Annotated in this window: 29 protein-coding genes; 14 read left to right on the forward strand and 15 right to left on the reverse strand. The window is 62.6% G+C overall.

Features of this window, described 5'->3' with window-relative positions; all coding sequences use genetic code 11:
- Positions 1–3 precede the first annotated feature (3 nt).
- From NKI46_RS06115 to NKI46_RS06140, 6 genes are all read right to left on the reverse strand, one after another.
- Positions 4–798 carry an SDR family oxidoreductase gene (locus tag NKI46_RS06115; RefSeq protein ID WP_352745326.1) on the reverse strand — a complete coding sequence of 265 codons (795 nt, stop codon included), beginning with the start codon at positions 796–798 and terminating at the stop codon, positions 4–6.
- A gap of 30 nt (positions 799–828) precedes the next feature.
- A complete protein-coding gene (gene iolG, locus NKI46_RS06120; RefSeq protein ID WP_023703752.1) occupies positions 829–1,824 on the reverse strand; it encodes an inositol 2-dehydrogenase in 996 nt (331 codons plus the stop codon).
- Between the two features lie 113 nt (positions 1,825–1,937).
- Positions 1,938–2,720: an ATP-binding cassette domain-containing protein gene (locus tag NKI46_RS06125; protein ID WP_027049093.1), complete on the reverse strand. Its 783-nt coding sequence runs from the start codon at positions 2,718–2,720 to the stop codon at positions 1,938–1,940.
- A gap of 2 nt (positions 2,721–2,722) precedes the next feature.
- Positions 2,723–3,799 carry an ABC transporter permease gene (locus NKI46_RS06130; protein WP_023823983.1) on the reverse strand — a complete coding sequence of 359 codons (1,077 nt, stop codon included), beginning with the start codon at positions 3,797–3,799 and terminating at the stop codon, positions 2,723–2,725.
- Positions 3,800–3,960: 161 nt separating this feature from the next.
- Positions 3,961–4,902: a sugar ABC transporter substrate-binding protein gene (locus NKI46_RS06135; RefSeq protein WP_023684065.1), complete on the reverse strand. Its 942-nt coding sequence runs from the start codon at positions 4,900–4,902 to the stop codon at positions 3,961–3,963.
- 372 nt (positions 4,903–5,274) lie between these two features.
- Positions 5,275–6,306, reverse strand: coding sequence for a LacI family DNA-binding transcriptional regulator (locus NKI46_RS06140; RefSeq protein ID WP_023684066.1), 1,032 nt, complete (start codon positions 6,304–6,306; stop codon positions 5,275–5,277).
- A gap of 174 nt (positions 6,307–6,480) precedes the next feature.
- On the opposite strand from NKI46_RS06140, the gene NKI46_RS06145 reads away from it, so the two are divergent.
- The 3 genes from NKI46_RS06145 (at position 6,481) to NKI46_RS06155 (ending at position 9,221) form a co-directional block, all read left to right on the forward strand.
- Positions 6,481–7,584, forward strand: coding sequence for a fatty acid desaturase family protein (locus tag NKI46_RS06145; protein ID WP_352745329.1), 1,104 nt, complete (start codon positions 6,481–6,483; stop codon positions 7,582–7,584).
- Positions 7,585–7,669: 85 nt separating this feature from the next.
- The gene (locus NKI46_RS06150) at positions 7,670–7,984 is read left to right on the forward strand and encodes a MocE family 2Fe-2S type ferredoxin (RefSeq protein WP_023672328.1); all 315 of its coding nucleotides are present in this window, start codon (positions 7,670–7,672) and stop codon (positions 7,982–7,984) included.
- 16 nt (positions 7,985–8,000) lie between these two features.
- The gene (locus NKI46_RS06155; RefSeq protein ID WP_352459975.1) at positions 8,001–9,221 is read left to right on the forward strand and encodes an NAD(P)/FAD-dependent oxidoreductase; all 1,221 of its coding nucleotides are present in this window, start codon (positions 8,001–8,003) and stop codon (positions 9,219–9,221) included.
- A gap of 117 nt (positions 9,222–9,338) precedes the next feature.
- Here NKI46_RS06155 and NKI46_RS06160 read toward each other — a convergent pair whose 3' ends face one another.
- The 5 genes from NKI46_RS06160 to hslV all read right to left on the reverse strand — a co-directional run bounded on the left by NKI46_RS06160 (position 9,339) and on the right by hslV (position 13,562).
- Positions 9,339–10,295 (reverse strand): DUF1402 family protein, encoded by a 957-nt coding sequence (locus tag NKI46_RS06160; protein WP_352459976.1) that lies wholly within the window; start codon positions 10,293–10,295, stop codon positions 9,339–9,341.
- Between the two features lie 276 nt (positions 10,296–10,571).
- Positions 10,572–11,885: an ATP-dependent protease ATPase subunit HslU gene (hslU, locus tag NKI46_RS06165; RefSeq protein ID WP_023672325.1), complete on the reverse strand. Its 1,314-nt coding sequence runs from the start codon at positions 11,883–11,885 to the stop codon at positions 10,572–10,574.
- A gap of 1 nt (position 11,886) precedes the next feature.
- A complete protein-coding gene (locus NKI46_RS06170) occupies positions 11,887–12,489 on the reverse strand; it encodes a DUF2585 domain-containing protein (RefSeq protein WP_352459978.1) in 603 nt (200 codons plus the stop codon).
- A 4-nt stretch (positions 12,490–12,493) separates the two neighbouring features.
- Positions 12,494–13,021, reverse strand: a complete 528-nt coding sequence (locus tag NKI46_RS06175; protein ID WP_352459979.1) for a GNAT family N-acetyltransferase — start codon at positions 13,019–13,021, stop codon at positions 12,494–12,496.
- A complete protein-coding gene (gene hslV / locus NKI46_RS06180; protein ID WP_023672322.1) occupies positions 13,011–13,562 on the reverse strand; it encodes an ATP-dependent protease subunit HslV in 552 nt (183 codons plus the stop codon). Before hslV ends, NKI46_RS06175 begins: the two co-directional genes overlap by 11 nt.
- 237 nt (positions 13,563–13,799) lie before the next feature.
- Here hslV and hisB point away from each other — a divergent pair, with 237 nt between their 5' ends.
- The 9 genes from hisB (at position 13,800) to coaA (ending at position 19,634) form a co-directional block, all read left to right on the forward strand.
- Positions 13,800–14,399, forward strand: coding sequence for an imidazoleglycerol-phosphate dehydratase HisB (gene hisB / locus NKI46_RS06185; protein ID WP_023672321.1), 600 nt, complete (start codon positions 13,800–13,802; stop codon positions 14,397–14,399).
- A 4-nt stretch (positions 14,400–14,403) separates the two neighbouring features.
- Positions 14,404–14,880 carry a DUF2628 domain-containing protein gene (locus tag NKI46_RS06190; RefSeq protein ID WP_023739747.1) on the forward strand — a complete coding sequence of 159 codons (477 nt, stop codon included), beginning with the start codon at positions 14,404–14,406 and terminating at the stop codon, positions 14,878–14,880.
- A gap of 1 nt (position 14,881) precedes the next feature.
- Positions 14,882–15,532: an imidazole glycerol phosphate synthase subunit HisH gene (hisH, locus tag NKI46_RS06195; protein ID WP_023739748.1), complete on the forward strand. Its 651-nt coding sequence runs from the start codon at positions 14,882–14,884 to the stop codon at positions 15,530–15,532.
- 1 nt (position 15,533) lies between these two features.
- Positions 15,534–15,824, forward strand: a complete 291-nt coding sequence (locus NKI46_RS06200; RefSeq protein ID WP_023672318.1) for a DUF1330 domain-containing protein — start codon at positions 15,534–15,536, stop codon at positions 15,822–15,824.
- A gap of 3 nt (positions 15,825–15,827) precedes the next feature.
- Entirely contained in the window at positions 15,828–16,574 is a 747-nt protein-coding gene (hisA, locus tag NKI46_RS06205) for a 1-(5-phosphoribosyl)-5-[(5-phosphoribosylamino)methylideneamino]imidazole-4-carboxamide isomerase (protein ID WP_352745334.1), read from the forward strand.
- A complete protein-coding gene (locus NKI46_RS06210; RefSeq protein WP_023702081.1) occupies positions 16,571–17,407 on the forward strand; it encodes an arginase family protein in 837 nt (278 codons plus the stop codon). Before hisA ends, NKI46_RS06210 begins: the two co-directional genes overlap by 4 nt.
- Complete coding sequence (hisF, locus tag NKI46_RS06215; RefSeq protein ID WP_023739749.1) at positions 17,404–18,210, forward strand: imidazole glycerol phosphate synthase subunit HisF; 807 nt, start codon at positions 17,404–17,406, stop codon at positions 18,208–18,210. Before NKI46_RS06210 ends, hisF begins: the two co-directional genes overlap by 4 nt.
- 8 nt (positions 18,211–18,218) lie before the next feature.
- A complete protein-coding gene (locus NKI46_RS06220) occupies positions 18,219–18,542 on the forward strand; it encodes a phosphoribosyl-ATP diphosphatase (protein ID WP_023672314.1) in 324 nt (107 codons plus the stop codon).
- Between the two features lie 132 nt (positions 18,543–18,674).
- Positions 18,675–19,634: a type I pantothenate kinase gene (gene coaA / locus NKI46_RS06225; protein ID WP_023672313.1), complete on the forward strand. Its 960-nt coding sequence runs from the start codon at positions 18,675–18,677 to the stop codon at positions 19,632–19,634.
- Here the strand turns inward: coaA and NKI46_RS06230 are convergent.
- From NKI46_RS06230 to NKI46_RS06245, 4 genes are all read right to left on the reverse strand, one after another.
- Positions 19,621–20,757 carry a phosphatase PAP2 family protein gene (locus NKI46_RS06230; RefSeq protein WP_023739750.1) on the reverse strand — a complete coding sequence of 379 codons (1,137 nt, stop codon included), beginning with the start codon at positions 20,755–20,757 and terminating at the stop codon, positions 19,621–19,623. The genes coaA and NKI46_RS06230 overlap by 14 nt on opposite strands.
- A 124-nt stretch (positions 20,758–20,881) precedes the next feature.
- Positions 20,882–21,511, reverse strand: a complete 630-nt coding sequence (locus NKI46_RS06235; protein ID WP_023739751.1) for an alpha-ketoglutarate-dependent dioxygenase AlkB — start codon at positions 21,509–21,511, stop codon at positions 20,882–20,884.
- A 158-nt stretch (positions 21,512–21,669) separates the two neighbouring features.
- Entirely contained in the window at positions 21,670–22,104 is a 435-nt protein-coding gene (arfB, locus tag NKI46_RS06240; RefSeq protein WP_023672309.1) for an alternative ribosome rescue aminoacyl-tRNA hydrolase ArfB, read from the reverse strand.
- An 86-nt stretch (positions 22,105–22,190) separates the two neighbouring features.
- Positions 22,191–23,801, reverse strand: coding sequence for a phosphoenolpyruvate carboxykinase (locus tag NKI46_RS06245; RefSeq protein ID WP_023695997.1), 1,611 nt, complete (start codon positions 23,799–23,801; stop codon positions 22,191–22,193).
- A gap of 346 nt (positions 23,802–24,147) precedes the next feature.
- Here NKI46_RS06245 and NKI46_RS06250 point away from each other — a divergent pair, with 346 nt between their 5' ends.
- Positions 24,148–24,849, forward strand: coding sequence for a response regulator transcription factor (locus tag NKI46_RS06250; RefSeq protein ID WP_010912942.1), 702 nt, complete (start codon positions 24,148–24,150; stop codon positions 24,847–24,849).
- 85 nt (positions 24,850–24,934) lie between these two features.
- The gene (locus NKI46_RS06255) at positions 24,935–26,716 is read left to right on the forward strand and encodes a sensor histidine kinase (protein ID WP_023672307.1); all 1,782 of its coding nucleotides are present in this window, start codon (positions 24,935–24,937) and stop codon (positions 26,714–26,716) included.
- Positions 26,717–26,728: the final 12 nt, after the last annotated feature.

Consider the following 26,728-nt stretch of genomic DNA (forward strand, 5'->3'; position numbering starts at 1 on the left):
AAGCTACTCCGGCGAGGTCCCCGCGACGTTCTGGTCATAGTCGACCAGCGAGCCGGTCATGACACCGGATTGCGGGCTGGCCATGTAGCTGATCAGCCGCGCCAGTTGGTCGGGCTTCACCAGTTGGCCCATGGGCTGGCCGGCCTCTGCCTTTGCCAGCCAGTCGTCGGAGGCACCGTGCCATTTCTTCTGCACGATGTCCTCGCCCTCGGTGTCCATCCAGCCCGGCAGCACGGCGTTGCAGCGGATGCGGTTGAAACGATAGGCGTTGGCGACGTTCTTGGTCAGCGTCGCCAGCGCACCCTTGCTCGAGGAATAGGGCGCCAGGAAGGACTGGCCGCAATGCGCCGACATAGACAGCACGTTGACGATCGAGCCCGGCGCCTTCTGGTCCAGGAGATGGGCCACCACGCCCTGCATCAGGAAGAACGGGCCGCGCACGTTGGTCTGGAAAATCTGGTCGAAGGTCTCCTCGGAGGTTTCGACCAGCGACCCGCGCGCGGAGGTGGCGGCGGCGTTGACCAGCGCGTTGACGGTGCCGAAATGCGAGATCGCGGTTGCCACCGCGCGCTTGCAGTCCGCCACTTTCGAGACGTCGGCGCTGATGAAGATCGCATCGACGCCTGCCTTCTTGAAGTGGGCGACAGCCTTGTCGCCCTTCTCCTGCGAACGGCCGATGAGCGCCAGCGCCTTGCAGCCCTCGTCGGCCAGCGCTTCGGCGACGGCAAAGCCGATGCCTTGCGCGCCGCCGGTGACGATGGCGCGCGTGTTCGAATTGCGATCGGCGGATGTGCTCATCGCTCTGCTCCTGTGCCTTGGTTCCGGTTCTTACTTGTCGAGACGGACGGTCTTGCCCGATGTCGCCGACTTCAGCGCGGCATCGGCCAGCTTCAGCGCCACGAGGCCGTCGGCGCCGCTCGGCGATGCCTTCTTGCCCGAGGTTGCAGCAGTGATGAAGGCGGCAATCTCGATGGCGTAGGCGTCGAGATAGCGGGTCATGAAGAAATCGTGCAGCGGCGGGCGGGTATAGCCCTTCTCGTTGGCGACCTCTATCGACACCGGCCGCTGGTTTTCGGCGGCGACCATGCCCTTGGAACCATGCACCTCTATGCGTTGGTCGTAGCCATAGGTGGCGCGGCGCGAATTGGAGATGACGGCCTGCTTGCCGGACGCGGTTTCGAGGATGACGCTGACCGAATCGAAATCGCCGGCCTCACCGATCTTCTCGTCGACCAGAACCGAGGCATGGGCGCTGACCGCGACCACCTCTTCGCCGAGCAGGAAGCGCGCCATGTCGAAATCGTGGATGGTCATGTCGCGAAAGATGCCGCCCGAGCGCTTGATGTAGTCGACCGGCGGCGCACCTGGATCGCGCGAAGTGATGGTGACCATCTCGACCTTGCCGATCGCGCCGTCGTCGATCGCCTTGCGCACGGCGGCGAAATGCGGATCGAAGCGGCGGTTGAAACCGACCATCAGCGTCGCCTTGGCCTTGTCGACCACGGCAAGGCATTTCTCGACACGCTTGACGTCGAGGTCGATCGGCTTCTCGCAGAAGATCGCCTTGCCGGCCTTGGCGAAACGCTCGATCAGATCGGCATGGGTGTCGGTCGGCGTGCAGATGACCACGGCGTCGACGTCCTTGGCCTTCTCGATCGCGTCGATGGTGCGCACTTCGGCGCCATAGGCGGTTGCCAACTCGGTCGCCGCCTTTTCAAAAGCGTCGGCAACGGCCACCAGTCTGGCCTGCGGGTTGGAGCCGACGGCGCGGGCATGGACCTTGCCGATGCGGCCGGCACCGAGGAGGGCGAAACGAACAGTCATGGGGTATTTCCTCTAGGGGGATGGGTTCGAGAGAGTTGTGTCTCCACCTTCCTTTTGAGAAAGGTGGCAAGATAATTTTTCGAGCACGCCAGAAAACAGGATGACCATCCTGTTCAGGCCGCGAGTTCCGCCTCCCCGGTCTTGGCGCCGGTGATGTAGGAGACGATGTCGTTGCCGTCGGTGTTTTCCTTGCGCAGGTTGGCGACGATGCGGCCGCGCCGGAAGACGACGATACGGTCGCACAGGTCGAACACCTGGCGCATGTTGTGGCTGATCAGGATCAGCGGTTCGCCATTGTCCTTCAGCGTGCGGATGATGTTTTCGACCTGCGCGGTCTCCTGCACGCCAAGGGCTGCCGTCGGCTCGTCCATGATGATCAGCTTGGAGGCGAAGGTCGCCGTCCTGGCGATGGCAACGCACTGGCGCTGGCCGCCCGACATGTGGCGGATGGTGTTGGAGAGGTTGGGGATTTTCACTGCCGTGCGGATCAGCGCCGCCTCGGTCGCCTTGCGCATGTATTTGCGGTCGAGGATCGAGAACGGCCCGAGATTGAACAGCACCTTTTCGCGGCCGAGGAACAGGTTCGACGGCACGTCGAGATCGTCGGCCAGCGCCAGATTCTGGAACACGGTCTCGATGCCCGCCGTGCGCGCTTCGATCGGCCCGGCAAAATTCACTTCCCTGCCGTCGAACCAGATCTGGCCGCTGGTGCGTTGCTCGACGGCGGTGATCTGGCGCACGAAGGTGGATTTGCCGGCGCCATTGTCGCCCATGATGGCGACATGCTCGCCCTTGCGCAGCTCGAAATTCGCGCCTTCCAGCGCATGGACGCCGCCATAGCGTTTGGTCAGGTTTTCGGTCTTCAGGACGATGTCTGTCGTGGAGATATCTGGCATGGTCAAGCCCTCAATGCCCGCATGCGCTGGCGCCATTGGTCGAGAACGACCGCGCCGACGATGATCACGCCCTTGACCATCTCCTGATAGTAGGCGTCGAGGCGCAGGAAGGTGAAGCCGGAAATTATGACGCCGAAGATCAGCGAGCCGATCACGGTGCCGACGATCGAGCCGCGGCCGCCCGACAAAGAGACGCCGCCGATGACCGCCATGGCGATGGCGTCGAGCTCGTACATGAGGCCCATGCCGGACTGTGCTGTCAGGTTCTTGGAGGAGAGCACGACGGCGGCCAGCGCGGCGAGGATGCCGGCAATGACATAGACGAGGATCTTGTGGTTGGCGATCTTGATGCCCGACATGCGCGCGGCATCCTCGTTGGAGCCGATGGCGTAGCAGTGCTTGCCGTAGCGTGTGTAGGTCATGATCAGCTGGAACAGCACCGCCAGCGACAGGAAGATGATGACCGGCATCAGGCCCTTGCCGATACCAGCGAAACTTTCGGTCGGAAACGAGATCGGCTGACCCTTGGACCACCATTTGGCAATGCCGCGCGCGGTCACCATCATGCCGAGCGTGGCGATGAACGGCGGAATGCGCGTGTATGCAATCAAGGAGCCGTTGACGAGACCGGCGAGCAGACCGCAGCCGATGGCGACCAGTACCGGCACGATGACCGGCAGGTCGGTCCAGCCTTGCGCCAGGAACATCGCCTTGGGGTTGGGGTTACCGTTGACCGTCGCCACCTGGGCAAAACTCATGGCGATCATGGCGGTGGCGCCGACGATCGAGCCCGAGGACAAGTCGATGCCGCCGCAAATGATCACCTGAGTGACGCCGATGGCGATGATGCCGACGATCGACACCTGCAGGATGATGATCTGCAGGCGGGCCTCATTGAAGATCCCGGCGACGTTGTCGCGCGTGTTGAACAGGAAGCTGTCGCCAAGAAAGATGCGGCCGATCAGTTCGAAGATGACGACCAGAATGACCAGCGCCAGGAAGACGTTGAATTCGGCCGGCCATGTCCGCCTCTTCGCGTCATAGCTGACCCCGCCGACGCCATGAGATGTCTGTGACATGCCTTGTCCTCCGTGAGGCCGCATTTGCCCTTCCGCCCCTCAGGGCGGTGGGGGAAACGGGAGCGGCGCGGTTGCGCCGCTCTCTTGTTTGTTTGTCGCAATTCCGGACGGAAAACCGCTTCACACTTTTTCCTGGAATTGCTTACGCGTGAGTTGCCGGCTCAGTTCTTCTTCAGGAACTTGTCGATGTTGGCCGGCGTAACCAGCTGGAAGGGCACGTAGACCTTGTGCTCGACCTTCTCGCCCTTGGCGAGCTTCAGTGCCGCGTCGAGCGCGCCGGCGCCCTGGCCGGCCGCATCCTGGAACACGGTGGCATCGAGGTCGCCGGCCTGCATGGCGGCAAGCGCGTCCTGCGTGGCGTCGACACCGCCGACGACGACCGTCTTCATGTCGATGTTGGCGGCCTTCATCGCCTGGATGGCGCCGATGGCGCTTTCGTCATTGTTGGCGATGACGCCGTCGAACGGCTTGCCGGTTGACAGCCAGTTGGTCATCAGGTTCTGCGCTTCGTCGCGGTTCCAGTTCGAAGTCTGCTTGTCGATGATCTTGATGAAGCTGCACTCCGGCGTGGCGATCACCTCTTCGATGTCCTTGGTGCGCTGCACGGCGGCCTGGTTGGAAAGCTCGCCCATGATGACATAGACATTGGCTTCCTTCTTGCCGGCCTCGGTGAACAGGCGGCAGACTTCCTTGGTCTCGAGCGTGCCGGAATCGGCCTCGTTCGACGCGACGAAGGCCTGGTTGTCCGGCAGCGTGTCGACATTGACCGGCTGGCGGTTGACATAGACCAACGGGATCTTGGCGGCTGCGGCGGCGTCCGACATCGCCTGCGTGGCCGAGGTATCGACCGGGTTGACGATGATGGCGTCGACGCCCGAGGCGGCGAAGTTCTTGATCTGGTCGAGCTGCTTGGCGACGTCGTTCTGCGCGTCCTCGACCTGCAGTTCCACGCCGCTCATGCCCTTGGCCTGCTCGATCATGCCGTTGCGCAGCACGGTGAGGAAGTTGTCGTCGAACTTGGCCATCGACACGCCGACCTTGGCGGCAAAAGCGGACGAACTCATCAGCGCCGCAAAGGCGACGCCCAAAATCAGTTTCTTCATTGTGTTTCTCCTCCACATTGGTGTCCGGCTGCACCGATCTACCCGGAATCCCCGATAGCCCGAGGAATCTCTCCCTGATGCCTTCCTGTTCCGTATGGCGTTTTGTCCAAGGGATGGAACGCCAGGCTCCCAGTTTGAAACAGATGTTCCGGAACGAAAGAACCAAAATACCAATCTGATGAAATATTTATTCCATTTTTTCGCGAGACGTCAAGAGCGATTCCTAAGTCGGAAAGCGGATTTTCGGTCGCCGCGCCGCAATTTCACGTCGAATCGAGGCCGACAGCGGCCCAGGCCGAGTCTGAAGGCAGAATCTGATAGATTCTATCATCGCCGGAGAGCCCGCGCCGAACGGGTCGGCGCGGCAACGCGTTAGATATTTTCCGGCAGATAGATGTCGAAGGGCAGAAAGGTCTGGCCCGGCGCGTTGGCGGCGCCGGCCTCGATGGAATGCGCCATCAGGTCGACAAGCTCGCGGCACAAGGCGGCGAGCGGCGTCGAGATCACCATTGTCAGGATGTTGTCGGCGAGTGCCGCGCGCGATTCGGCGTTGATCTCGTTGCAGACGACCACCGGCATGTTTGCGGGCTTCGCTGCGCGCAGCGCCGACACCGCGCCTTCCATGCCGCCGCCGGCGACATAGCAGCCGGCAAGATCCGGATACCGCACCAGGAGATCGATCATCGCATCGTGGGTGACCTGGTTGGCTTCCAGATTGACCAGCGTTTCCATCACCGTGAAGTCCGGCGCATGTTCGCGGAAGAAGGAGCGAAATCCGATCTCGCGCAGTTCATGGCCGTGGAAGCGATGACTGCCGACGAAAAGGGCGACCTTGCCGGGGTTCTTTGCCGCCCTGGCGATCATCCAGGCCGCGGTGCGACCGACCTTGCGATTGTCGAGGCCGACATATCCCTCACGGATGCCAGCGGCAAAGTCGGACAGCAGCGAGAAGACAGGTTGCCCCCTCGCTTTCAGCGACTCCACGACCGCCGTCAGCGTCGGATGGTCCGGACCGACAACGGCGATTGCTCTGGATTTCGCTGCCAGCTTGCGCATCTGGGCGGCGATCTCGTCGGCGGCTAGCGAGCTGGCGAAATCGATGGTGGCGACGCCGCGGAAGCGCTGCGATTGCGAGACCGCCATTTCTAGCTCCCTCGCGAAATCGCCGTAAAAAACATCATTGCCCCGCAGCAGCAGAAAGCCGAGGCGGTATTCCGGCAATTCCTGGCGCATGCGCCGCTTGATCAGCCCGGCGGCGTGGTAGCCGATGCCGGTCGCCGCCTCATAGACGCGGCGCGCGGTTTCCTCGCGCACCGGCAGCCGGTTGTTCAGCACCCTGTCGACAGTGGCGACGCTAACGCCGGAGATGCGCGCCAGATCGGTGATGGTTGGCCGTTTTGCCATGACTGTCCCGCATGAGTGCCTGCAACTGCTTACATCGTTCTGATGGAAAATGATAGAAACTATCTTTGTGATATTGAGACTATCACCGCATGGCGCTATTTTGCGCTCGGACACAGGCGCCTGTAATGGACATATCCGTCCTGACGGATGCTGTGGCCGACGGAGGCAGCCCCTATGGAAGCGACACTATCCACACCACCGTCCCGGCGCGACTACAGCCTGATCGGCCGCGATTCCAAGCTCGCCGTCGAGACCGGCCTGTCGGCGGCCGAGTGGTATCACACCGATATTCCGCGCAAGCAGATGAAGGAGCTGATGCAGCGCTCCGACGGGCCGGCGATCCGCGACACCGCGATCTGGCTGGCGGCGCTGATCCTGAGTGCCGCCGGAGGCGCCTGGTTCTGGGGCAGCTGGTGGTGCGTGCCGTTCTTCTTCGTCTATGGCGTGCTCTACGGCTCGTCGACCGATTCGCGCTGGCACGAATGCGGCCATGGCACCGCCTTCCGCACCCAATGGATGAACGACGCCGTCTACCAGATCGCCTGCTTCATGATCATGCGCAATCCGGTGACCTGGCGCTGGAGCCACACCCGCCACCACACCGACACCATCATCGTCGGCCGCGACCCGGAAATCTCCGTCATGCGGCCGCCGGATCTGTTCCGGGTCGCGCTTGGCTTTATCGGCGTGCTGGATGCCTGGCATGCGATGTCGGACATGCTGCGCAATGCCGCCGGCAATATCAGCGCGGCGGAAAAGACTTTTATCCCCGAACAGGAGCAGCCTAAAGCCATTCGCATCGCCCGCATCTGGACGGCGATCTATGCCGTGACGATCGCGCTGGCGCTTTATTTCGGTTCATGGCTGCCGCTGATGCTGGTCGGGCTGCCCCGGCTCTACGGCGCCTGGCATCATGTCATGGTCGGCCTGCTGCAGCATGGCGGGCTCGCGGAAAATGTCATCGACCACCGGCTGAACAGCCGCACCGTCTACATGAACCCGGTCAGCCGCTTCATCTACTGGAACATGAACTATCACGTCGAACACCACATGTTCCCGATGGTGCCCTATCATGCGCTGCCTAAACTGCATGCGCTGATCAAGCACGATCTGCCGGCGCCGACGCCGTCGATCCTGGCCGGCTATCGCGAGATGATCCCGGCCTTTTTGCGCCAGCTGCGCAACGAGGACTATTTCCTCAAGCGCGAACTGCCGCCAACGGCGCGGCCCTATCGCGAGGAACTCCACAACGACGCCGTCGCCGCCGCGGCGGAATGATCGCGCGATTAAGCTTTTGTTTTGACGCAACTCCGAACGGAAAACCGCAACGCACTTTTCCTGGAATTGCTTTTGGGAGGAACACATGAGCGACTGGATCGAAGCCTGTGCTGCCGGCGACATCGACGAAGAAGATGTGATGCGCTTCGACCATGGCGGCCGCACCTTCGCCATCTATCGCAGCCCCGATGACGACTACTTCGCCACCGATGGCCTGTGCACGCACGAAAAGGTGCATCTGGCCGACGGGCTGGTGATGGATGACATCATCGAGTGCCCCAAGCACAATGGCCGCTTCAATTACAAGACGGGGGCGGCACGCGGCGCGCCGGTTTGCGTCAATCTCGCCACGTATCCGGTAAAGGTCGAGGCCGGCAAAGTGCTGATCCAGATCGGGTAGGACCATGCAGGCGGGAATGGTCATCATTGGCGCCGGCGAGTGCGGCGGGCGGGCAGCGCTGACACTGCGCGAGCTGGGCTATCACGGGCCGGTGACGCTGGTGGGTGACGAACCCCATCTGCCCTATGAGCGGCCGCCCCTGTCCAAGGACGCAATGACGAGCGACGCGGCCGAGATCAAGACGATCGCCAGCGACGAAATTCTGGCCGAGAAATCGATCCGGCATATCCATTCCGTTCAAGCGGTGGCGATCGACCGCCCGGCGCATATGGTGCGGCTGTCGGACGGTTCGGCCCTGCCCTACGACAAGCTGCTGCTGGCGACCGGCTCGACACCGCGCAAGCTGCCGATGCCGGGACTGGGGTCGCGCTGCGTCTACCTCCGCACCTTTGCCGACGCGCTGGCCATTCGCGCCCACCTCAGCCCGGCAAACCGCATCGCCATCATTGGTGGTGGCTTTATCGGCCTGGAGCTCGCCGCTTCGGCGCGCAAGCTCGGGGCCAGCGTCACGGTCATTGAGGCGCAGCCGCGCATCCTCATGCGCGGGGTTCCAGCCGAGATCGCCGAAATCATCCATCGGGCGCATGAAGCCGAAGGCGTGACCATGCTCACTGGCCAGGGCATTGCTACCGTCGCCGATGATGGCGCCGAGGTGCGGATCACGCTCGCCGACGGGCAGGAGATAACAGCCGATCTCGCCGTCATCGGCATCGGCGCCGTGCCGGTGACCGGGCTTGCCGCGGAAGCGGGCCTGACCGTCGATAACGGCATCGCCGTCAATGGCGAACTCCAAACAATCGATCCCGACATCTTCGCCGCCGGCGATTGCTGCTCGTTTCCGCTCGCTGTCTATGCTGGCCGGCGGGTGCGGCTGGAAGCCTGGCGCAATGCGCAGGAACAGGGTGCGCTGGCCGCGAAGAACATGCTGGGCGCCCGCGAAGCGCATGCCGCGGTGCCATGGTTCTGGTCGGATCAGTATGGTTTGTCGCTGCAGATCGCCGGCCTTCCCGACGAGGGCAAAAGCACGGTCCGCCGCGATCTCGGCGACGGTGGTGCTTTTATTCTGTTTCATCTGGCCGAGGATGGCAGGCTGGTGGCGGCGAGCGGCCTCGGTACGGGCAATGCCGTGGCGCGCGACATCAGGCTGGCCGAGATGCTGATCGCCATGCGGGCTAGGCCGGCGCCGGAGGCGTTGGGGTCGCCGGATGTGAAGCTGAAGTCGTTGCTGGCGGCGTAAGTTTTATGCTCCCCTTGTGGGGAGGGTCGCTGCGAAGCAGCGGGGTGGGGTGCGGCACCGACCCCCACCCGGACCTTTGGTCCGACCTCCCCACAAGGGGAGGTAAAGGCCCCAGCCTTAAAACAGCGCCTTCAGCTCGTCCAGCTTGTCGTTTACCAGCCAGCCGTAATAATTCTCTTCCGGCAGCTTCACCGTCTCACCCGCGGCGCGGCGCTTGTCGTTCTCAGCCTTCAGCGCATAGGCGCGTTGCTCGGGATTGCCGACATTGTAGAGCGTGGCGGTCAGCCCCGGATTGCCTGAGATGTCGAAGCCGGCAATGTTTTTGTAGGCGTCAATCGACTTCCTGATCGTCGCTGCCACGTAGGGCAATGTCAGATCCGGATCCATGATGGTCTTGTAGACCCCATTGGGATCGGCGACATCGAGCTCGGGCAGCCCCGACACCTTGTGCACGAGATCGCTCATCTGCAGCGCGGTCAGCGGGTTGAGCTGGCCGAGGCCAAAGGTCTGGCCGGCATAATAGGGCTGGAAGAAGGTGGCGCCGAAGCGGTCGTTGGGAAAGCTGGTGCCGCCGACGGTCTTGCCGCGGAAGGAGCGGTTCCACACCTGCTCGCGGCATTCCCACAGGTCGTAGCTGTCCGACATTGTGCACTTCTTGAATTCCGGCCGCTGCACGAAATCGGTGATGTCCTCGCCGTCATAGGCGAAGGACAGCTTGCTGGAGAGGTAGGAGATCGCCTTGACGTAGTAGGTCTGCAGCCGGTCGTAGGCATCGACATTGTAGGTGTGCTCGCCGACGATGGCGCCGACGATGTGCAAGGGGTTGATGCCGTAAGCGGCAGCCGCCTTCCTGATTTTGGCGCGCAATTCGGCGTCGTTCTGCAACAGAGCGTAGACCTTGCGGTATTTGGCCTGGAAGGTGGTGTTGGTGGCCTGGGTGCGGCGGCTGGAGGCGCCCGGTATGTCAGGCTGCACGACATTGCGGTTGCCCGCCGGCACCAATGTCGCCGCGTCAGCCGCGAACAGCGTCGCCGCCAGCGTCAAGCCAAGAATGAGCAGGATCAGTTTTTTCATGCGCCGCCGCCTAGAGAATTGCCGCGCAAATTAGGTAAAGCTCCCGGTCGAGTCGAGAGCGCCCTTGCAGCCAGCAAGACGAAAGGTGGCCGCATGATACCATCCGGCCACACACGATGATGTTTGCCGGAAACTGTTGCCTAAGCATCGGCCCAAAGATCGAAACCGATTTTTGGAAAGTCCGATGCGTCGATTCAATACTGTTAGAGCGACCTTTGCGCGTCCAAAGGACGCGCGGCGCTCTAATACCGGCGCCGGATGAACCGGCGCCCTCGTTTAAAGGATGAATCGCGACAAATCTGTGTTTCGCGAGAGGTCGCCGACATGCTTTTCCACATAGGCGGCATCGATGGCGACGCTGGTGCCGTTGCGGTCGGGCGCGTCGTAGGAGATCTCGTCCAGCACGCGCTCCATCACCGTCTGCAGGCGTCTCGCTCCGATGTTTTCGACGCTAGCGTTGAGGTCGACAGCGATGCCGGCCAGCGAATCGATGGCATCGTCGGTGAAGGTGAGGTCGACGCCTTCGGTCTTCATCAGCGCGATATACTGCTTGATGAGGCTGGCCTCGGTCTCGGTGAGGATGCGAATGAAATCGTCCTTCTCCAGCGCCCGCAACTCGACACGGATCGGCAGGCGGCCCTGCAATTCCGGCAACAGGTCGGACGGCTTGGAGACATGGAAGGCGCCCGAGGCGATGAACAGTATGTGGTCGGTCTTCAACGGTCCGTATTTGGTCGCCACCGTCGTGCCTTCGATCAGCGGCAGCAGGTCGCGCTGCACGCCTTCGCGCGAGACGCCGGCGCCCATGCCGCCTTCGCGCGAGGCGATCTTGTCGATCTCGTCGAGGAAGACGATGCCGTCATTTTCGGTCGCGTCGAGCGCCCGGCGCACCACCTCGTCCTGGTCGAGCAGCTTGTCGGACTCGTCGTTGACCAACAGCGCGTAGGACTCCTTGACCGTCGTCTTGCGCGCCTTGGTCTTCTTGCCACCCATCGCCTTCGACAGCATGTCGTTGATGTTGAGCACGCCGATATTAGCGCCCGGCATGCCGGGGATCTCGAAGCCGGGCATGCCGCCGGTGCCGGTGTCGGCAACCTCGATCTCGATCTCCTTGTCATCGAGCTCGCCGTCGCGCAGCTTCTTGCGGAAGGAATCGCGGGTCGCCGGGCTCGCCGTCTTGCCGACCAGGGCTTCCAGCACGCGCTCCTCGGCATTGAGGTGCGCGCGCGCCTTCACGTCCTCGCGCATCTTCTCGCGCACCAGGCCGATGGCGATCTCGACCAGGTCGCGGATGATCTGCTCGACATCGCGGCCGACATAGCCGACTTCGGTGAACTTGGTGGCCTCGACCTTGACGAAAGGCGCACCGGCGAGCCGCGCCAGGCGGCGCGAGATCTCGGTCTTGCCGACGCCGGTCGGGCCGATCATCAGGATGTTCTTCGGCATCACCTCTTCGCGCATCTGGCCTTCCAGCTGCTGGCGGCGCCAGCGGTTGCGCAAGGCAATGGCCACGGCGCGCTTGGCGTCCTTCTGGCCGATGATGAAGCGGTCGAGTTCCGAAACGATTTCACGGGGAGAGAAGGTGGTCATATCACTGAATTCCACTTTGCCACTGCTTGATGGACTCGAACGGATGCAGCAGCATGATCACGTTGAGCGTCAGATTGTCCCGGATGAGGTAGCCGACACCCAGTTCGAAGATGAGGGCGAGGCCGACGACCGCCCATATAGGTAGCTTTCTGGCCATCACAAACCCCAGCACCATGGCCAGCGTGTCGGACACCGAATTGATGATGCTATCGCCATAGTAATCCAGCGAAATGGTGCCGGCGCGGTAGCGCTCGATGATGAACGGGCTGTTTTCCAGGAGTTCCCAGCCGCCCTCGATGACAACGGCGAAAGCCAGGCGCAGACCGATTGGCGAGCGCGGGAAGAGGAACCAGGCCAAGGCGTAGAACAGGAAGCCGTGGATGATGTGCGAGAACGTGTACCAGTCGGAAATATGCTGGGAATTCTCCGAACTGTTCACCACACCGTGCCAGAGTTTGACGTAACCGCAGGTGCAGATCGGCGTGCGGCCCATGCCGTAAAGCGCGCCGGCCTGGAAGATGAGCAGAGCGAGCACGAGCAGAAGCCCCATGCGCCAGCTGTCTTCATAGGCCGAGTAATTTTTGGCAGTGCCCGGTGTCGCCATCAACTCATTCCCCTTCTTCCGCGTCGCTCTCTTTGGCATCGACAGACATCAGCACGACGTCCCCATATCTAGAGTGTCTGCGATCGATAGCCCTGAAGCCCGCCTTTTCATAGGCGCGGATGGCGCGGCCATTGTCGGGATGCGGATCGATGATGACGCGCGGCGCGCCTTCCTCGAACAGTTGCTCAACGAATTGCCTGACGATAGCCGAGCCATGACCTTTGCCGACCAGGTCCGGCACGCCGATCGACAGGTCGATGCCGAGCGTGCCGAACGGCTGGTCGGCATAGGGATGGCCGTCTTCCAGATGCGGATCGTAGCTCTGCAGATAGGCGATCGGCCTGCCGTCGAGCTCGACGATCAGCGGCTCTACAGAAATAGAGTCGATGTGCTCCCGGATTTCGGCGATTTCCGTCTCCGGATCGTCCCACCATTCGGCGACATGCGGCTCGGCCAGCCAGCCGGCGATCATGGGCAGGTCTTTTTCGGCAACCGGTCGAAAATCATAGAGCACCGGCGGGTTAGCCGGCATCGAGCGTTTCGACAACAAAGTTGTTGTTGGTGTAGACGCAAATGTCGGAGGCGATCTGCATCGCCTTGCGGGCGATCTCCTCGGCATCCTTGTCGCTGTCCATCAGCGCGCGGGCAGCGGCCAGCGCATAGTTGCCGCCGGAACCGATGGCCATGACGCCGAATTCGGGCTCCAGTACGTCGCCGGTGCCGGTGAGCGCCAGCGAAACCGACTTGTCGGCCACCAGCATCATCGCTTCCAGCCGGCGCAGATAACGGTCGGTGCGCCAGTCCTTGGCGAGCTCGACGCAGGCGCGTGTCAACTGGTCGGGATATTGTTCGAGCTTGGCTTCGAGCCGCTCCAGAAGGGTGAAAGCGTCCGCTGTGGCGCCGGCGAAACCGGCAATGACATTGCCGCCCTTGCCGATGCGGCGCACCTTTTTGGCGTTGCCTTTCATGATGGTCTGGCCAAGGCTGACCTGGCCGTCGCCGGCGATCACCACCTTGTTGCCCTTGCGCACCGTCACGATGGTTGTGGCGTGCATACTCAGTTCATTGGACATTTTTAGCTCCGATTCGCGCGATCCCGATAAGGCGATTGGCGCGCGGTACGAGTGATTTCGATCGGCCATATGTATGCATGGGGCGGGTGATTGCAAACGGCGTACGCCATGGCCGGTGGCTGTCCGCATCGCAACTGGCAATCGCCGGATCATGCTGCTAGAAGGCTTTCGTTTTCAAGCAAATGACAGCTTGGAACCCCGTCTTGAGTTTCGAACCCCTCAGCCAAGGACAAGGTCATGGCGTCCCGTTCCGCCGAAGTCAGCCGCAAGACCAAGGAAACCGAGATCAGCGTCTCGGTCCATGTCGACGGCACCGGAAAATCCGACATGTCGAGCGGCGTCGGCTTCTTCGACCACATGCTGGACCAGCTGTCGCGCCACTCGCTGATCGACATCACGGTGAAGGCCAAGGGCGACCTGCACATTGACGACCACCACACGGTCGAGGACACCGGCATTGCGATCGGCCAGGCGCTGGCCAAGGCGCTGGGCGAGCGGCGCGGCATCATGCGCTACGCCTCTGTCGACCTTGCCATGGACGAGACGCTGACGCGGGCCGCGATCGACGTGTCGGGCCGTCCGTTTCTGGTCTGGAATGTCGCCTTCTCGTCGCCCAAGATCGGCACGTTCGACACCGAACTGGTGCGAGAATTCTTCCAGGCGCTGGCGCAGAATGCCGGCATCACGCTGCATGTCACCAACCATTATGGCGCCAACAACCACCATATTGCCGAGACCTGCTTCAAGGCGGTGGCGCGCGCGCTACGTTTCGCACTGGAGCGCGACCCGCGCCAGCCGGAAGCGGTTCCCTCCACCAAGGGATCTCTGAAAGGGTAGGCTGATGGCCATCTATGTCGTGATGGAACCGCCAGGCCGCACCGAGGCGGCCGACGCAACCATTTTTGTCCGCGACGGTTTTTCCTGGCTGGCTTTCCTGGTGGCGCCGCTGTGGCTCGCTTGGCACCGGCTTTGGATCGAGGCCGCGCTCGCCTTCGTCGCCATGGGGCTCATCTCGGTGCTCGGCCAATGGCTGGGACTGGACTGGGCCGGCTCCGCACTGTCTTTACTGGTGTCGCTCTATATCGGGCTGGAAGGCCAAGGGTTGCGGCTCGCAGCGCTGCGCCGCGGCGGCTGGCATGAATGGGGCGTCGTCGAAGCCGACAATCCTGACGATGCCGACATCCGCCAGTCACTGGACGCCGAGGCGCTTGCCGATGAGCCGGCGCCGCTGCCGCGCATCGTGCCGGACGCCAGCCTGGCCCGGCCGGCGCAGACCGGGCTGACGCTGGGCCTGAGCCATACGCCGGGAAAAGCCTGAGATGCGGGTCGCGATCATCGATTACGGGTCGGGCAATCTGCGCTCGGCCACCAAGGCCTTCGAGCGCGCCGCGCATGAAGCCGGCATTGCGGCTGCCATCGAGCTGACCGCCGATGCCGAGCGTGTGCGCAGCGCCGACCGCATCGTTTTGCCCGGCGTCGGCGCCTATGCCGATTGCGCGGCGGGCCTGCGCGGCGTCGCCGGCATGTGGGAAGCGGTGGAAGAGGTAGCGATCGCCAAGGCGCGGCCGTTCCTCGGCATCTGCGTCGGCATGCAGCTGATGTCGGAGCGCGGCCTGGAAAAGACCGTGACCAAGGGCTTCGGCTGGATTGCCGGCGACGTCAAGGAGATCACGCCCGCCGATCCGGCACTGAAGATCCCGCAAATCGGCTGGAACACCATCGATCTGGAGCGCAAGCACCCGCTGTTTTCGGGTATTGCGACCGGGCCTAAGGGTCTGCACGCCTATTTCGTTCATTCCTACCATCTCGACGCGACAAGGCCGGACGAAGTGCTGGCCGTCGCCGATTATGGCGGCCCGGTAACGGCGGCGGTCGCGCACGGCAACCTTGCCGGCACGCAATTCCATCCGGAAAAGAGCCAGGCGCTCGGCCTGGCACTGATCACCAACTTCCTGCGCTGGAGGCCTTGAGATGAGCAAGAAGGGCTACTGGATGGCGATGGTCGATGTGACCGATCCGGAAAACTATCCGAAATACATCGCCGCCAACAAAGCGGCGTTCGACAAATACGGCGCGAAATTCCTGACGCGAGGCGGTCAGTCGTCAAGCCCGGAAGGGCCATCCGGCAATCGCCATGTGATCGTCGAGTTCGAAAGCTACGAGGTCGCGCTGGCGTGCTTCCATTCCCCCGAATACCAGGCAGCGCTGAAATTCCGGCGCGCTTATTCGACCTCGCATTTCGCCATTGTGGAAGGGGTCTGAACGGTGATCCTGTTTCCGGCCATCGACCTCAAGGACGGCAAGTGCGTGCGGCTGAAGCACGGCGATATGGCGACCGCGACCATCTACAATGACGACCCTGCGGCCCAGGCCAAGGCCTTCGAAGAGCAAGGGTTTGAATGGCTGCATGTCGTCGACCTCAACGGCGCCTTCAAGGGCCAGAGCGTCAACAGCGCGGCGGTCGGCGCCATCCTCAAGGCGACGAAAAACCCGGTGCAGCTCGGCGGCGGCATCCGCACGCTGGCGCAGATCGAGGACTGGCTCGACCGCGGGCTGGCCCGCGTCATCCTCGGCACGGTGGCGGTGCGCGATCCCGACCTGGTCCGGGAAGCCTGCAAGGAATTTCCTGGAAAGATCGCCGTGGGCATCGACGCCAAGGGCGGCAAGGTGGCGGTCGAAGGCTGGGCCGAGGCCTCCAGCCTCGGCGTCATCGAACTGGCGCGGAAATTCGAAGGCGCCGGCGTTGCCGCCATCATCTACACCGATATCGACCGCGACGGCGTTCTGACCGGCATCAACTGGGATGCCACGATCGATCTCGCCGACGCCGTCTCGATCCCGGTCATCGCCTCGGGCGGGCTGGCTTCGTTCGCCGACATCGTGCGCATGACCATGCCCGACGCGAAGAAACTGGAAGGCGCCATCTCCGGCCGCGCGCTCTATGACGGGCGTATCGACCCGGCCGAGGCGCTTGCGGTGCTGCAGGGCAAGGCGATGGAGACCCGGCCGTGAAAATCTCCATCATTCTGGCCTCCTATGACAGCGGCCACTATCACGGCGGCATGGGCCGAGGCCCGGATGCACTCATCGCCGGCGGGCTTGTCGACGCGCTGACGCTCTCCGGGCACGACGTCGTCGTCACCGATATCGGCAGGGTTGGCGACGAACAGCAGCGCGAGATCGCCACCGGCTTTGCCGTGTGCGGTGCCGTCTCCGGCGAGGTCCGCATCGCCATAGACCGCGGCCGGCTTCCCATCGTGCTGGCCGGCAATTGTCTGACATCGGCCGGTGCGGTTGCCGGCGAGGATGCCGATGCGATCATCTGGGCCGACCAGCATGGCGATCTCAACACCCCGGAGACGTCCATCTTCGGCTTTCTCGACGGCATGGCGCTGGCCACGGTTCTCGGCCTGTGCTGGAAGCCGATGGCCTCGGCCATCCCCGGCTTCCGGCCGATCGATCCGGCGCGTTGCGTGCTGGTCAACGCGCGCGATCTCGATCCGGCCGAAACGGAGCTGTTGAAGACGTTGCCGGTCATCCGCACCGAATGCCCGGACTGGGCGACGGCGAGCGGCAGGCTGAAGGCGCCGGATGCGAAGCGGGTGCACCTGCATCTCGATCTCGACGTGCACGACCCCGGGGCGCTGCAGGCCAACCGCTACACCACGCCCGGCGGCCCGGAGCCGAAACAGCTGCGCCAGGCTGTCTGCGGCATGGCCGGCCTGCTGCCGATTTCCGGCATCACCATTTCCGCCTACGATCCGGCGTTCGATGCGCAGGCCGAGGTTCCGCCGCTGGTCGGCGAACTGCTCAGCGAGTTGCTGGCGACGATGGAGAAGGGCTGATGCTGAAGGCCCGAGTCATCCCTTGCCTTGACGTCAAGAACGGCCGCGTCGTCAAGGGCGTCAATTTCGTCGACCTCATCGATGCCGGTGATCCGGTCGAGGCGGCCAAAGCCTATGACGCGGCCGGCGCTGACGAGCTTTGCTTTCTCGATATCACCGCGTCGTCCGACAACCGTGAAACCATCTTCGACGTCGTCGCCCGCACCGCCGAACAATGCTTCATGCCGCTGACCGTCGGCGGCGGCGTGCGCCAGGTCGCCGATATCCGCAAACTGTTGCTGGCCGGCGCCGACAAGGTGTCGATCAACACTGCGGCGGTGAAGAATCCCGATTTCGTCGCCGAAGCCGCCGACAAGTTCGGCAACCAGTGTATTGTCGTCGCCATCGACGCCAAGAGGGTGTCGGCGCCGAAAGAGCCCGGCCGCTGGGAGATCTTCACCCACGGTGGCCGCGAAAAGACCGGCATCGATGCGGTCGAGTTCGCGCGAAAAATGGTCGATCGCGGCGCTGGCGAGATCCTGCTGACCTCGATGGACCGCGACGGCACCAAGGCCGGTTACGACATTGCGCTGACCCGCGCGATAGCGGATGCGGTGCGCGCGCCGGTCATCGCGTCGGGCGGCGTCGGCACGCTCGACCATCTGGTCGAGGGCATTCGCGACGGCCACGCCGGCGCCGTGCTCGCGGCCTCGATCTTCCATTTCGGCACTTACACGATTGCGGAAGCCAAGGCGCATATGGCCGAGGCCGGGCTACCGATGCGGCTGGACTACCCGGTTCAATCCACTCCACAAAGGCTGTAGGCTGCGCCATGGCTGAATTTTCGCTGTCCGATCTGGAAACGATCATTGGCGAACGCGCCCGTTCCGGCGACCCGGACTCGTGGACGGCAAAACTGTTCGCCAAAGGCATCGACAAGGCGGCGCAGAAGCTTGGTGAAGAGGCAGTCGAGACCGTCATTGCCGCCGTCAAGGGCGACAAAAATGCCCTCGTTTCCGAAAGTGCCGATCTCATATATCATTGGCTCGTCGTGCTTGGCATGGCCGGCGTTTCGCTGGGCGAGGTGCTGAAGGAGCTTGAGGGCCGTACCGGCCGTTCGGGCGTCACTGAAAAGGCATCCCGGCCGAAAGGCTGACCGCGAGAGCCGGATGATTTCGGGCCGAGGCCTTAAATCTGAATCCGTCTCTAAATTGATAGAGGGAGCATGATGTCGCCCGAAAACCGCTTCACACTTTTCGGCCTCATGCTCTAGAGGGCAGGAAACTCGATGGACCAGCTCGCTCCGACCGAGAAATATTCCCCCTATCGTTTCTTCTCGGCCGAGCAATGGTCGAACTTCCGCGCCGACACGCCGATGACGCTGGGCGAAGACGAGATCAACCGTCTGCGCTCACTGAACGATCCGGTCGACCTGGAAGAAGTCAAGCGCATCTATCTGTCGCTCTCGCGGCTGCTTTCGGCGCATGTCGAGGCCAGCCAGTTGCTGTTTCGCCAGCGCCAGGCCTTCTTCAACGCGCTGGATGTGGTCAAGACACCGTTCATCATCGGCATTGCCGGTTCGGTTGCGGTCGGCAAATCGACCACGGCGCGCGTGCTGAAGGAGCTTCTGGCGCGCTGGCCGTCGAGCCCCAAGGTCGATCTCATCACTACCGACGGGTTCCTGCTGCCCAACAAGGTGTTGCGACGCGACAATCTGATGGAGCGCAAGGGCTTTCCCGACAGCTACGATGTCGGTGCGCTGCTGCGTTTCCTGTCGGGCATCAAGTCGGCCCAGCGCAATGTCCGCGCGCCCGTCTATTCGCATTTGACCTATGACGTCATTCCCGGCGAGTTCGTCACCATCGACCGGCCAGACATTCTGATCTTCGAAGGCATCAACGTTCTGCAACCCGGCAAATTGCCAAAGGACGGCAAGATCGTGCCGTTCCTGTCGGATTTCTTCGATTTCGCCATTTATATAGATGCCGACGAGAAGCTGATCCACCAATGGTACATCGCCCGCTTCATGCGCCTGCGCGAGACGGCCTTCCGCAATCCGGACTCCTTCTTCCACCGCTATTCGCAGCTTTCGGAAGACGCCGCGCGCGCCATTGCGGAAGGCTTGTGGGCCAACATCAACCTGAAAAACCTGCGCGAGAACATCGTGCCGACACGGGCGCGGGCCGACCTCATCCTGCGCAAGGGCGCCAATCATCTGGTCGAGGAAGTGGCGCTCAGGAAACTGTGACGACCGCCTCCGGGCGGCTGCCGCCAGCCGCCGATTGCCGGGCCGGGCCTGGCATCAGGATTTCGCCGTCGGGTACCAGCTTGCGGACGGCCGCACATAGGGCGATCGTGAGCGCGACCGCCGCATAACCATCGATCGCATAGTGCCAACCAAGATAGACCGAACTCGCGACTATGAAGGCGACATACAGAAATGCGATGGCGCCCAACCGCTGGTCGTACTCCCAGGTATACACCGCATTCAGGGTGATCAAGGCGACATGAACGCTTGGAAATGCCGATATTCCCGACGCGAGTCCAGTCACACCCTCGGTCTGGAGCGTCCACAGATACTGCTGGTACACGGCGGCGGAACTCGCCGACCGGCTTTGCGCAAGAAACGAAAGCTGTTCACCGAAGCGTGGCACATCGCCGGTGACATAGCCGTAGAACGCCGGTCCGGCCGACATGAACAGCCCGGCCAGGATGTTTCCGACGACCACCCACACCACCATGAAGGACAGCACATAGCGTCTCTTCAGATGCGTGGTGCGTGGTGACGTGACAATGAAAAACAGCATGCTGTAGCAAATGATGAACCACAGCATGTCGTAGTTCCATCCGACGGATTCCCGTACCCAGTCATGCTTGCCGATAACGTAGAGCCATCGCCACGGATCAGTGCCGAAATGCAGATAGGCATCGATATCTGCCAAGGCGCGATCATAGGGGAACCCTTTCCACAGGACGGACATGCCGTTCTTGACCGAGGTGAAGGTGCTTTGGAAAATCATGATGCCCATCAACAGACATATGCCGGAAAAGAGAACCGCCATCCGCTCGGCTGAGAACATCTTGCCCGCAGCAAATTTCCGCCGACGCTCAAATCGATGCAAAAGCCAGCCGGTTTCCAGGAGAAGCGATACCGCCGGCAGCACGAAACCGAAAACCATAAGCCATATCGGCACGTAGGTCTGGTATGCGGTGCGATGGAGCGCGCCGACCCAAGCCAGAAACCCCAGCCCCGTTGCAGTGTAGATGCCAATGAACAGGTAGAGCGATGCATCCGAGCGGGCGATCGAAACCGTGCGCCATGCGGCATTTCGAATGTAGCGCCAAATCACTTCGGATTCGATTTCGAGCATGGTATCCACACCGGGAATGATGACGTTTTGGCGCAGACTAGCGGCCGAAACCTTAAATTCCGTTAGGGATTTTTCATTCGCAAGGTCAGTGGTTCAGTAAGTGCAAGAATGCACTCTCACCTCTTCAAGGCAAGGTCACCCGCCGCAGCGTCAGATTGATCCGGCCGCCATTTTTCAGCAGCGCCGAGGTCGACGGATAGATGCGGTCGACGCCGTGGAAGCAGAGCCGGCCTTCGCCGCCGAGCACGACGACGTCGCCGCTTTTCAGGCGGAACGATTTGGTACCGCCGTCGCGTGTGGCCCCCCTGCCCGTCACTTGGCCGACCCGGAACAGGCAATCGTCGCCAAGTGACACCGAGACCACTGGGGCCGAGAAATCGGCTTCGTCGCGATCCTGGTGCAGACCCATTTTGGCGTCCTGCGTATAGAAATTGACCAGGCAGGCCTCCGGCGGATTCGGATAGGCGGCGACCTCCCGCCACAATTGCAGCAGCACGTCCGGGATCGGCGGCCATGGCTCTCCGGTGAGTGGGTGCGTTGGCTGGTAGCGATAGCCCAGCTCCTTGTCAGTGACCCAGCCGAGCGTGCCGCAATTGGTCATGCGCACGCTCATCTCCTTGCCGGTCCGCGGCATCGCCGGCACGTACAGCGGCGCCCGCTGTACAATTGTCCTCACCTCTTCCACCAGCGCTTCCTGCGCCGCGCGGGACAGATAGCCGGGCATATGGCGGACGCCTTTGGGCAGAACGAGCATGACTTCGCCTCCGGTTGATACTGAAACCATGCCACCGCCAATCAGAAACGGCGACCCGAAAGCCACCGTTGTCGGTCTCCCTTGCTGTGGCAATGGTGAAACCTTGCGTCTGCGGTTCCGAAGGGGAGGCCGCTTTATGCACGCAGTCGGCGCGGTCCTTAGTCGTTCTCTACCCGGCCGCGCAGCTTTTTGATCGTGCCGCGCCCTGCCTTGCTTTGCAGCCGCCGCTCCACCGAGCCTTTCGACGGCCTGGTCTTCTTGCGCGGCGGCGGCGGCGGTTCCGCGGCCTTGGCGACCAGCGCCGTCAGCCTTGCCCGGGCATCGGCCCGGTTCTGCTCCTGGGTGCGGAAGCGGCCGGCCTCGATGACGATGACGCCGTCCTTAGTGGCGCGCTGGCCGGCGAGCTTGATCGTGCGCGCGCGCACGCGTTCGGACAGGCCAGCCGCATTGGCGGCGTCGAAGCGCAATTGGACGGCGGTCGCCACCTTGTTGACGTTCTGGCCGCCGGGACCCGACGAGCGGATGAAATCCTCGTGCAGGTCGCCCGGATGGATTACGGCTTCGTCCGATATGATGATGTCGTCGATAGGCATGCCGCAGTCATGGCGCGGCGGACCAAAAAAGAAAAGGCCCGATCGAGATCGCGCCTTTCAAGGATGCTTCGGTGAAGACGCCTCGACTATTCCGCAGCTTCCTGCAGGCGGGGTGCTGCGCCGAGCACGACGGCATCGACATGGCTCTCGAATTTCTCGAAGTTGACGGCGAACATGCCGACCAATCGCGCTGCCTGCCGGTCATAGGCTGCCTTGTCGGCCCAGGTCGAACGCGGGTCGAGAATGGCGCTGTCGACGCCAGGCACAGCAACCGGCACCTCGAAGCCGAAATTGGCGTCGGTGCGGAAACCGGACGCCTTCAGCGAACCGTCAAGCGCTGCGGCCAGCAAGGCGCGCGTCGCCTTGATCGGCATGCGCTTGCCGGTGCCGTAGGCGCCGCCGGTCCAGCCGGTGTTGACCAGCCAGCAATCGGCGCCGTGGCGGGCGATCAGCTCGCGCAGCAGATTGCCGTATTCCTTGGGGTGGCGCGGCATGAACGGGGCGCCGAAGCAGGTCGAGAACGTCGCTTCCGGCTCGGTAACGCCCTTCTCGGTGCCGGCCACCTTGGCGGTGTAGCCGGAGAGGAAGTGGTACATCGCCTGCGCCGGGGTCAGCCGTGCGATCGGCGGCATGATGCCGAAGGCATCGGCGGTCAGCATGATGATGTTTTTCGGGTGGCTGGCCCGTCCGCTCTTCGAGGCATTGGGGATGAAATCCAGCGGATAGGCGCAGCGCGTGTTTTCGGTGAGCCGGCCGTCGTTGAAGTCCGGCACGCGGTCGGCGTTGAGCACGACATTTTCCAGCACCGTGCCGAAACGCTGCGTGGTGGCGAAAATCTCCGGCTCGGCCTCGGCCGACAGCCGGATCGTCTTGGCGTAGCAGCCGCCTTCGAAGTTGAAGATGCCGTGCGGTCCCCAGCCGTGCTCGTCGTCGCCGATGAGCGTACGTGACGGATCGGCCGACAGCGTCGTCTTGCCCGTCCCGGAAAGCCCGAAGAAGATCGCTGCGTCGCCGCCCGGGCCCTCATTGGCCGAGCAGTGCATCGGCATGACGCCCTTTTCCGGCAGCAGATAGTTGAGCATGGTGAACACCGATTTCTTCATCTCGCCGGCATAGGAAGTGCCGCCGATCAGCACGATCTTGCGGGTGAGATCGACCGCAATCACCGTTTCGGTGCGGCTGCCGTGGCGGGCCGGATCGGCGCGGAAGGACGGCAGGTCGATGATCGTCATCTCCGGCACGAAATCCTCGAGCTCGGCGGCCTGCGGGCGGATCAAAAGATTGCGGATGAACAGCGAGTGCCAGGCGAATTCGGTGATGACCCGCGTCGGCAGCTTCAGCTCGGCATCGGCGCCGCCGACGAGGTCCTGCACATAGAGATCGCTATTCGCGGCGTGGACAAGGAAATCGGCGAGCAGCATTTCGAACTGGCCCGCCGAAATCGCCTTGTTGTTGTCCCACCAGACATGGGGCTCGGTGGCGCCATCGCGGACGACAAACTTGTCCTTGGGCGAGCGGCCAGTGTGCTGGCCGGTCTCGGCAAGCAGCGCGCCGCCGGCGGTCAACCGGGCCTCGCCACGACGGATCGCTGCCTCATAAAGGGCGGCCGCACCAAAATTATAATGCACCGTGCCGGTGGTTTTCAGGCCGATACGATCGATCGCGCAAGCAGAATTGCGTTTGCCGACTTCCGACATCAAGGGTCCCTTCTTCTGGATTCGCCGCACTTTGCCGGCGCGTTTCCGGCGAGCCCGCGTTAGGGGCTGAGACGGTGAGAACCAGAAAACTCGAATGATATCAAATCATTAATCGATTTAAAAATTTTGAAAGTTGTTTAAATCGTTTATATGTGCAAAGAATCACGGTGGTTGCCCAAAGGATTGGCACACAGTGTTCGTCCAACCCGTGTAGAGGTTCCGATGGGGCCGCCGGCAAGCCGTCCGCGACAGCGGGTGGAGCCTGTGCCACATTTTGTACCTAATTTGTCCTGCAAAAGCCCCTTCTCTAAGACAGAAGGGACAGCTCATGAGGGAGCCGCTTGAAATGGCAACAATCGCGCTTGTCGATGACGACCGCAACATTCTGACATCGGTGTCGATCGCCCTCGAGTCCGAGGGGTATCGCGTCGAGACCTACACGGATGGTGCGTCGGCGCTGGAAGGCCTGGCGGCGCGGCCGCCGAATCTCGCCATCCTCGACATCAAGATGCCGCGCATGGACGGCATGGAGCTGTTGCGCCGGATGCGGCAGAAGTCCGACCTGCCGGTGATCTTCCTGACCTCGAAGGACGATGAGATCGATGAGCTTTTCGGCCTCAAGATGGGCGCCGACGATTTCATCCGCAAACCGTTCTCGCAGCGCCTGCTGGTCGAGCGGGTGCGCGCCGTGCTGCGCCGCGCCAGCGCCCGCGAAGCTGCGGCAAAGGCGCCCAGCCAGCAGGCCCGTTCGCTCGAACGCGGCCAGCTCGTCATGGACCAGGAACGCCATACCTGCACCTGGAAGGGCGAGCCGGTGACGCTGACGGTCACCGAATTTCTCATCCTGCACTCGTTGGCGCAGCGCCCCGGCGTGGTAAAAAGCCGTGATGCGCTGATGGATTCCGCCTATGATGAGCAGGTCTATGTCGACGACCGCACCATCGATAGCCACATCAAGCGGCTGCGCAAGAAGTTCAAGGCCGTCGATGACGACTTCGAAATGATCGAAACCCTTTACGGAGTCGGATACCGGTTCCGCGAAGCTTGAGTTGATGCATGTCGCCCAAAAGTGGTCGCGGTTTTTGGGACGACGACATGCATAAAACCAAAGACTAGGCGGGAGCTGCTATTCGATGGCAGTGGATGTACAGCGGAGCAGACGAACGAGCGCTGTCAGGCGGTCGCGGATTCTGCCCGCATTCCTGTCGAGGTTGACGGTGCCGATGCGCCGCTTCCTCGGCCACCACATCTTTTCCAGCCTGACCCGGCGCATCCTGTTCCTCAACCTGGCCGGCCTCGCCGTGCTGGTCACCGGCATCCTCTATCTCAACACCTTCCGCGACGGGCTGATCGACGCCCGCGTCGAAAGCCTGATGACGCAGGGCGAGATCATCGCCGGCGCCATTGCCGCGTCGGCGACGGTCGAGACCGATTCGATCAGCATCGATCCAGAAAAACTGCTTGAACTGCAGGCCGGCGAAAGCCTGGGGCCGGGCTCCGACCAGCTCGACAATCTGGATTTCCCGATCAATCCCGAGCGCGTGGCGCCGGTGCTGCGGCGGCTGATTTCGCCGACGCGCACCCGGGCCCGCATCTATGACCGCGACGCCAATCTGCTGCTCGATTCGCGCCATCTCTATTCGCGCGGCCAAATCCTGCGCTACGACCTGCCGCCGGTCGAGGACGAGCAGCCGGATATGCTGGAGCGCGTGCAGAAATTCGTCTTCGACTTCTTCCGCAACAAGGACCTGCCCGTCTACCATGAGCAGCCCGGCGGCAACGGTGCGGCCTTCCCGGAAGTGGTCAAGGCGCTGACCGGCAGTCCATCGACGATCGTGCGGGTGAGCGAACAGGGCGAGCAGATCGTTTCGGTGGCGGTGCCGATCCAGCGCTTCCGTGCCGTCCTCGGCGTGCTGATGCTGTCGACGGAAGGCGGCGACATCGACAAGATCGTCGCCGCCGAACGCAAGGCTATTTTGCGCGTGTTCGGCATCGCCGCCCTGGTCACCGCCATCCTGTCGATGCTGCTCGCATCCACCATCGCCAATCCGCTGCGCCGCCTATCGGCGGCGGCAGTGCGGGTGCGGCGCGGCGTCAAGAGCCGCGAGGAGATCCCCGACTTTTCCGACCGCCAGGACGAGATCGGCAATTTGTCGGTCGCGGTGCGCGACATGACCAATGCGCTCTATGCCCGCATCGAGGCGATCGAAAGCTTCGCCGCCGATGTCTCGCACGAGTTGAAGAACCCGCTGACCTCGCTGCGCAGCGCGGTGGAGACCTTGCCGCTTGCCAAGAACGACAATTCACGCGGCAGGCTGATGGAGATCATCCAGCACGATGTCCGGCGTCTCGACCGGCTGATCACCGACATTTCCGATGCCTCGCGCCTAGACGCCGAACTGGCGCGTGAGGATGCCGCCACGGTCGATTTGAAGAAATTCATCACCGATCTCGTCGCCGTGTCGCGCGAAGCGACGCGCAACAAAAAGGCTGTCGAGATCGAATTCAAGGCCGCCAAGCTGCCGCAAGGCGTCAAAGGCTATTTCGTCACCGGCCATGATCTCAGGATCGGCCAGGTCATCACCAATCTGATCGAGAATGCCCGCTCCTTCGTGCCGGAGGACCACGGTCACATCGCCATTTCCCTGGCACGCTCGGGCAAGGTCAACATCGTCACCGTCGACGACAACGGCCCCGGAATCCGCGCCGACGCCATCGACCGCATCTTCGAGCGCTTCTACACCGACCGCCCGGCCGGCGAGGCGTTCGGCCAGAATTCAGGGCTTGGCCTGTCGATATCCAGGCAGATCGTCGAAGCCCATGGCGGCACGCTGACCGCCGAGAACATCCCCGGCACCAAGCCCGGCGACATCAAGGGCGCGCGCTTCGTCGTTACGCTGCCGGCCGAAGGCTGATCGCGGCTGCGC

It is taken from the genome of Mesorhizobium sp. M0615, assembly GCF_040320805.1.
In the GTDB taxonomy this organism is placed as follows: Bacteria; Pseudomonadota; Alphaproteobacteria; order Rhizobiales; family Rhizobiaceae; genus Mesorhizobium.